Origin of the sequence: Staphylococcus sp. acrmy (genome assembly GCF_022690565.1) — a bacterium.
Taxonomy (GTDB): domain Bacteria; phylum Bacillota; class Bacilli; order Staphylococcales; family Staphylococcaceae; genus Staphylococcus; species Staphylococcus caledonicus.
The window spans coordinates 1-6,845 of the sequence record NZ_JALCVE010000020.1 but is presented as its reverse complement, the minus strand read 5'-3'; the positions used below and the strand labels follow the sequence as shown (position 1 = coordinate 6,845).

8 protein-coding genes are annotated in these 6,845 nt (G+C 31.5%); 2 read left to right on the top strand and 6 right to left on the bottom strand.

Annotation, left to right across the window (positions count from 1 at the left end; translation table 11 throughout):
• Positions 1-518 precede the first annotated feature (518 nt).
• The 3 genes from FH144_RS11955 to FH144_RS11945 are packed head-to-tail and all read right to left on the bottom strand — an operon-like array spanning position 519 to position 2,399.
• Complete coding sequence (locus FH144_RS11955) at positions 519-1,124, bottom strand: mobilization protein (protein WP_228448958.1); 606 nt, start codon at positions 1,122-1,124, stop codon at positions 519-521.
• Complete coding sequence (locus tag FH144_RS11950; RefSeq protein ID WP_012818282.1) at positions 1,027-2,034, bottom strand: relaxase/mobilization nuclease domain-containing protein; 1,008 nt, start codon at positions 2,032-2,034, stop codon at positions 1,027-1,029. The genes FH144_RS11955 and FH144_RS11950 overlap by 98 nt, the downstream gene beginning before the upstream one ends.
• On the bottom strand, positions 2,016-2,399 hold the full coding sequence (locus FH144_RS11945; protein WP_012818281.1) for a plasmid mobilization protein: 384 nt from the start codon (positions 2,397-2,399) through the stop codon (positions 2,016-2,018). The genes FH144_RS11950 and FH144_RS11945 overlap by 19 nt, the downstream gene beginning before the upstream one ends.
• 384 nt (positions 2,400-2,783) lie before the next feature.
• On the opposite strand from FH144_RS11945, the gene FH144_RS11940 reads away from it, so the two are divergent.
• Together FH144_RS11940 and FH144_RS11935 are read left to right on the top strand one after the other, a co-directional pair.
• On the top strand, positions 2,784-3,098 hold the full coding sequence (locus tag FH144_RS11940; protein WP_065426400.1) for a helix-turn-helix domain-containing protein: 315 nt from the start codon (positions 2,784-2,786) through the stop codon (positions 3,096-3,098).
• A gap of 24 nt (positions 3,099-3,122) precedes the next feature.
• A complete protein-coding gene (locus FH144_RS11935) occupies positions 3,123-3,932 on the top strand; it encodes a CPBP family intramembrane glutamic endopeptidase (RefSeq protein ID WP_196507810.1) in 810 nt (269 codons plus the stop codon).
• 129 nt (positions 3,933-4,061) lie between these two features.
• Here FH144_RS11935 and FH144_RS11930 read toward each other — a convergent pair whose 3' ends face one another.
• The 3 genes from FH144_RS11930 to FH144_RS11920 form a co-directional block, all read right to left on the bottom strand.
• A complete protein-coding gene (locus tag FH144_RS11930; protein ID WP_002447413.1) occupies positions 4,062-4,664 on the bottom strand; it encodes a short chain dehydrogenase in 603 nt (200 codons plus the stop codon).
• A gap of 364 nt (positions 4,665-5,028) precedes the next feature.
• A complete protein-coding gene (locus FH144_RS11925; protein WP_001836863.1) occupies positions 5,029-5,478 on the bottom strand; it encodes a hypothetical protein in 450 nt (149 codons plus the stop codon).
• A gap of 282 nt (positions 5,479-5,760) precedes the next feature.
• Positions 5,761-6,618, bottom strand: a complete 858-nt coding sequence (locus tag FH144_RS11920) for a replication initiation protein (RefSeq protein WP_002487639.1) — start codon at positions 6,616-6,618, stop codon at positions 5,761-5,763.
• Positions 6,619-6,845: the final 227 nt, after the last annotated feature.

The following is a 6,845-nucleotide window of genomic DNA, read 5'->3' as shown; positions in this document are numbered from 1 at the left end:
CTTTAGTTTAATGATTGGTTGCCTTTAGTTTAATGATTGGTTGCCTTTAGTTTAATGATTGGTTGCCTTTAACATCTCAAATCCGTTGTCACTCTGAGGATCAAATGCCTCCTAAAAAGGTTTTAAAAAGATTTATAAAAAGATATTAAAAAGTTCGGGGCAATTTGCCCCTCACAAATTCAAAAGACAAAAAGGAAACCAACCACACTTGTGGTTGGTTTTTATTATTTAAAAAAGCAATAAGTAATATAACTTTAATGCATTATTCCAATTGCTTTATTGACATTGAGCCTCTGAACCCTTAATAAACCCCAAAACTGTCGACTCGTCGGTTTCATAGCTCACGCTATACCGACATTCGTCGAAACAGTTTAATTAAGGGTTCTTCTCAATGCACAATAAATTTTCTCGGCATAATGGCGTGTGTTACTTTTTATTTCTCTTTTCATTTCTAAGCTATTTTAAGCTTGATACAGCTTTTTTATTACCTCAAATGTGGTTTTTATTCAACATTTATATTAAATGCGCTTATACACGCTTAAAATGGCATATATAAGTCCTCCAAATAAAGCATAAGGAACAAGATAGAAAATAAGTATGAAATAACGCCATGCTGAATGACCTGTTTTCAGGACATAGTTCAGCCATTCATAAAAATGTTGCACACCTAACCAGTCGCCTAAGGGACTTAAGACTAAAAATGTGACCATGACTAAAGCAATAATAAAAAACATCGCTGTAATGCCTTTGGTTAAACGATGAAACGCTTGATCATATTGTTTAACAGCTGTTTCGTTGTGCTTGATACGTTCATCCATGGTTGCTTTATAATCGTTATTCGCTTGTTGCAGTTCTGCTTGATTGGTTTGTAACTGCTCAATCGCCTTATGTGTGTCTGTTTTTACATCTTTCAATTCTTCTTGGATGGCTGTTTGAAAATCTTGTTTTAAATTATCGTTATTAATGCGTTCAATATAGTGTTTCGCTACACTGATAAAACGCTTTTGTGTGATTTCAGTCGCTTGATTAAAGTTCGAGGCCGTGGTCTCGATCGTTGTTAATAATTCGTCGTGACGCTTGTTTCGCTCGTTCTCTCTCTTCTCGATCTCTTCGAGCCTTTTCATCAGCAAGTCTTGCTGATTCTGCAGCTTGTCGGCGACGCTCAAGCTCATTTGTGTCTTGGGCGAATTTGTCCCAATCTGATTGAGTGACGCCTGTATCTCGTTCAGTTGATTCATCACGGTTTGAAGTTGGTCGTTTTGGCTGGAAGTCGGTGTCTGATTCTCGTTCTTGTTGTTGTCGTTGTATTTGTCTTTCAAAGCCATCTTCTATGCCTCCTTTGTTGTAATCTTCACCTAATCGACGCCCACGCACTTTTTTATCTTCGGCTAAATGTCGATAAGTAATACTTTTGGGCGTGACACGTTCAATTTCAACCCCATGTTGTTTGAGGTGCATTTGAAATTCGTCCATATTGGTTGCTTGTGATTGATCAATCGCCTCCCTGATTTCATCTTTCCATGAATATTGAGCTGTCGATTTCGTATTGGGGTCGGCAATGGCTTTTTCGGTTTGGGTGTAACGTAAGCGTGCTGTGTCTTTGTCTGGCACGCTCAAACTATGTGATCGACAGACCTCATCATTGAAATCTCTGACATTACGTAACGCTTGTTTATTGTTGTTGAATTTCTTACCTGTCTCGAGGTCAATTGAATTAATCACAATATGATTGTGTACATGATCCGTATCATTATGTGTGTACACAGCGACTTGATGATTGGGTGCTAATTTTTCAGCGAGTTCTAAACCTAACTGATTACATTGTTCTGAGGTCACTTCATCGGGTTTAAACGATTGGATAATCACATGCCCTTGATTACCGTCCGTTTTACCATATAGCTCACGAGATGCTTTAAAACTCGATTTGGCATAATCGACATCACAATTTAACCCACTTTTTTCAACAGCCCGTTTTTCAGCGTAATTAATGGCACGTGACGTTGATTTAGTCGCACTTATTTTAGTTGTTGCCATATCTCATCAAGCCTTTCACGTAATTCGCTGATATTATGTTCTAATGCCTCATAATTGGGTGCGTCATATTGATGTTGATTACAATATTTAGCAATTTGATTGGCATTTGAACCTAATTTCCCTAAATCTTTGGCTATCGATTGTCGCGTTGTTTTATCCAATTTAGGTGCGACTAATCGACTGCCCTGTGCCTTTTTCTTAACGAAATTCGGCACACTCATATTTAAAGTTTCAGCTGACTGTTTCAACTTTAAATATTCGGATTCGCTCACACGAAAACTGATTTGTTTCGGCTCCTTACGGTTGGGTTTACGGTTTCGCCCAACAGTTTCGTCGCTAGCCACAAATGTATTTTGTTCGCTCATACATCCCACCACGCTTTCTTCGAAAGATAACGCCTTTCTTACATCTTACTTTATATGATAAAGTAAGATTCATCAAGTCGTTAAGTGGTTTGGCAAGCACTGGCTTTGCTAGCCACTTACGTGGTAGCTCGCCGGCTTGTTGGGGAATATCCCCAAGCCCCTTAGGATTTTTTCTGTCGAAAAAATAAGTGGCTATTTGCTAGCCACTAAAAATTACAAATAATAAAACGGATAAATCTATAAAGACCAATTAATGTGCTAAATGTTATATTTAAGTTTAAATAAGTTAAGATTATTTAACATAATGTTACTAATTGAAATGATTATGCTCGTTTTTCATTCTATTTTGTTATTGTAATTTCATTTAAAATTGGAGGTGTAAAAATGATATTAGGAGAACAAATTAAGAAACACAGAATATTACTCAATATGACCCAAGAAGATTTGTGTCAGAAATTAAATACTACCAGACAAACTGTATCCAAATGGGAAAAAAATATGATAGAGCCCGATATAAATACACTTTTAAAGTTATCTAATATATTTGATATTTCTTTAAATGAATTAATTACTGGAGAGAAAGATTCTATTAATAATTCAAGAGGAATGAATGTATGGGAATTTCTTTCTGAAAAATGGTGGCTAGTAATTATTGTGGTAGTAATTATTTGTGGATCTTTATCTCAAATATTCTCTTAATTGATGTAAAGGAGAGAAAGAATATTGAGAAAAATAGTAAATCTAATTCTTCAATGTCTATTAGCAATATTTATAATGACTTTAATTAATGGTTTAACTCCGTTAATAGGATTAATTCCAATTATAGGTATGGGAGATTTAGGATATATATTATTTCATTTATTAATTGTAGTACTAACATTTGTAATTTTCACAATTTGGATTTCAAAAATAATAAAATCAGATTTAAAAAGTTTTCGTATTACAAAGCCTAGTTTAAACTTAAGTTCAATTGTTTTAGGATTTGTAGGAATTGGAGTTATGTACGTAATATTTATTGTTTTCACTCAAGGATATTGGAAAATAAATACTAATATTTTAAATATTAGTACTGTTATTTTAATAACTTCTTTAGCTACAGCTATTTCTGAAGAATTGTTTTTTAGAGGTTTCATGATGGGATTGATTGAAAAGAAAACTAATATTTACTATGGACTTATTGTTAGTTCAATTATATTTAGCTTATTACACTTAATGATTGGACAATATGATTTAAAAAATATCATTCTTATTATTATTGGCTTATTTATTGCTGGTATATTTTATGGATTAGTAACTATTTATTACAGAACCATATGGGCTTCTATTGCAATTCATTTTTTATTTGACGCTACACAATTATTTAATATTACGACTAAAAGAGAGAATGAAAGTATTGCAGAATATATTTATAAAAGTTCCAATATACTTATAACTGGTGGTGAATATGGTTCTACAGTATCTGTCATTACTATGTTTTCTTTTCTTTTGATGATTATATTTCTATTAATAAAATTAAAAAAGAGAAATGAATAAACTATACAATTTAACTACCCATAAGGATAAATTATGTTAATTAAAGGAAAAAGAACCAAACACCGTCATATCAGCGTCTGGGTCTTTTAAAAATGAAAATTGAATATAAGATAATGAGATACTAAAACATTAATAAACTTTATACGTTTGTCCAGTTTGAGCGCCTTCAACACTTTTAATAAATGCATTTGCTACTTTATCAACTGGAACAGCTGTAAATCCTTTGAAGAATTCTCCATACTTATCTAAAGCTTCTTCAACGACATTAGGACTTACATTGTTAATTCTTAAACCATTTTTTAATTCTACAGCTGCTGATGTAACAAATCCTGAGACACCACCATTTGCCATAGCTGCTGAAGAACCTAATAAAATAGGATCATCCATCATAATTCCGGAAGTTAAAGTAAAGCTACCATTTTTATTTAAATAGTGTTGGCCTATTAAAACAAGATTTATCTGTCCTAATAATTTACTTTTTATGGCTACATTATTTTCTTCTAAACTCATATCTGATAGGGATTTGAAAGTTGCTCCTCCCGTGGCACTGACAACAGCATCTATATCTTTAATATCTTTATACATTTGTTCAATTTCTGTTGGAGAGGTAATATCTAATTGATAATCACCAGATTTACTGCCAACTTCAATAACTTCATGATTATTTTCTTTAAGTTTCTTAGATACACTTTTACCTATTGTGCCAGTAGCACCAATAACTACTATTTTCATTGTAATCCTCCTAATAAATACTGTTATTTTTGTAAGTTTTTTAGCCAAAATAAATATATTCGAAGGTTTACTATTAACACTTACATATTTAATGTAACATATACATTTATGAATTTATTCTGTAAAACATAGTATATTCAAGTAATGTTAATATTAAATAAGCTTATACATAGAATATACAAATTAGCTACCCATAAGAACTAATTATGTTAACTTCTAACAACGCAACAACCCCCGACATGTCGGGGGTTGGCGTATTATGGGTACTCTATGGGCTATGCATGTTTTATACATACCCCCAACCACACGTTTTCATGCATTTTCATTAAGAGAACTTTTGTATATTTATTCAGTTGAAGAGCGTCTATTTTTTAGACGCTGATTGTTTTACGCGTTGTTTTGTAACGAATATTAATATTGAAATTAAAATGTTTATAATACCAGCAATTAACATGACTAATCCAAAAAGACTAAATATGAAGTCAATGATTGGGATCTTGTGAGCGAGATATATTAAAAATCTCCCTATACCTATATAAAACATACCCCCTAAAATTGGAAAGATGAGAGGTATATTACTTTTTAATGTATTAGCGATTTCTTCATTTGTCTTTTTATTTAAGAGTAAAAGTGATACTGGGAGTAATAGCAATGTCATTTCAAAAAATAAGTCGGAAGTTAAATGAATAGCAAAACCATAACCTCTGAAGTAATTTCTAAATGCGATACATAACATAATGATTAAAACTGAGAAATCAAACTCTCTACTACTAATTTCATCTAAATCAAAGAAATTTAATTTAATCCGTTTCATCATATCATCCTTTCTATTAATAATTTATAATAGAAAGGCACTTCCGTGCACAAAGGAGGTGTGCATATGGCGTTAACGATACTCTCACTTGTTGGAACATTTATCTTATCTGTTATTGCTGGTGTAGTTGCGAACTACATTACAGATAACCTAAAAAGATAAATAAAAAACCCCACTTTGCTTTGGTCGGCAGTGGGGTTTTGACATATGGCGAACCATACTTCACTTGTTACCTTCAGTATACATCAGCAGATACTATTTGTAAAAATTCATCTACTTTTATTATTCTTCCCAATCGGTTTGGAGCTGTTTTAAAAAGGCTTCTCGTTCTTTCTCTAATTGTGGATCATACTCATTTTGTGTTTGTTTTTCATATGTGCGTTCTTCTAACCATTTTGGTGTTTTCTCACGACTGATATATTGTCGTGACTTACCTATATTCACCATTTGTGGCTGTCGTTTACTGTGAATACGTTTCTCAGCATCAAAAGTAAACTCTAACCATTCAATTTTACGTCCTTTTTTTGCCTTTATTTTATTGATATTAAGATTATTAAAAATGAAGCCTAATTCTTTAATGATAGGGGCTAATACTTTTTGATTAATATTTGTCATACGGTAACTATTAGGAATATCTAGCCGTTCTCTAAAATCATCAATTTTAATTTTTACATAGCCAGTATGTTTATACTGCTTAAGTATTCTGAACATATGCTTAGAATATGTAGATTTAAGGTGTGTCATTTCTCTAAGTTCAAATTTAGTGAAGTTACTAGTTAATGAATTAATAATATGTTCTAAATCTGGATTAACACCAATAGCCACATACTCTTTATCTTTATAAATTTCTACTTTAGTAAAAAGAATAAATTTTCTAATAACATTCTCAGTTTCTTCTCTATATGTTAAAGAGAAAACTTTATCATAGAATTTTTCTAAATCTTGAATAAAAAGCTTTTTATCATGACTATAGTAATTACTTAATTCTTTTAATTCTTCAAATGGCACATTAACAGTCAAATTGCCTTTATCTTTTAATTTATTACACAAAGTAAAAAATAGATTAACTTCAGTATTATTAAATTTTCTCAATGGAACTAAATTCATATCATTTTTATATACTACTGTTTCTCCACTCAACTAACTCCACTCCAATCTAAAAGAAACCTTTATAGAATAAAGATTCCTATTAACTTTAATTGAAAATACTTATAATAACTATTTTATAAACAATAATAACATAAAGAAACCTAATATAAAAAAAGTTTCTTTAGTTTAATGATTGGTTGCCTTTAGTTTAATGATTGGTTGCCTTTAGTTTAATGATTGGTTGCCTTTAGTTTAATGATTGGTTGCCTTTAACATCT

What these genes read in the sequence shown, in the direction of transcription:
- FH144_RS11950 (WP_012818282.1), bottom strand. Translation starts at nt 2,034, where the DNA reads ATGGCAACAACTAAAATAAGTGCGACTAAATCAACGTCACGTGCCATT.
- FH144_RS11940 (WP_065426400.1), top strand. Translation starts at nt 2,784, where the DNA reads ATGATATTAGGAGAACAAATTAAGAAACACAGAATATTACTCAATATG.
- FH144_RS11945 (WP_012818281.1), bottom strand. Translation starts at nt 2,399, where the DNA reads ATGAGCGAACAAAATACATTTGTGGCTAGCGACGAAACTGTTGGGCGA.
- FH144_RS11925 (WP_001836863.1), bottom strand. Translation starts at nt 5,478, where the DNA reads ATGAAACGGATTAAATTAAATTTCTTTGATTTAGATGAAATTAGTAGT.
- FH144_RS11955 (WP_228448958.1), bottom strand. Translation starts at nt 1,124, where the DNA reads ATGAAAAGGCTCGAAGAGATCGAGAAGAGAGAGAACGAGCGAAACAAG.
- FH144_RS11930 (WP_002447413.1), bottom strand. Translation starts at nt 4,664, where the DNA reads ATGAAAATAGTAGTTATTGGTGCTACTGGCACAATAGGTAAAAGTGTA.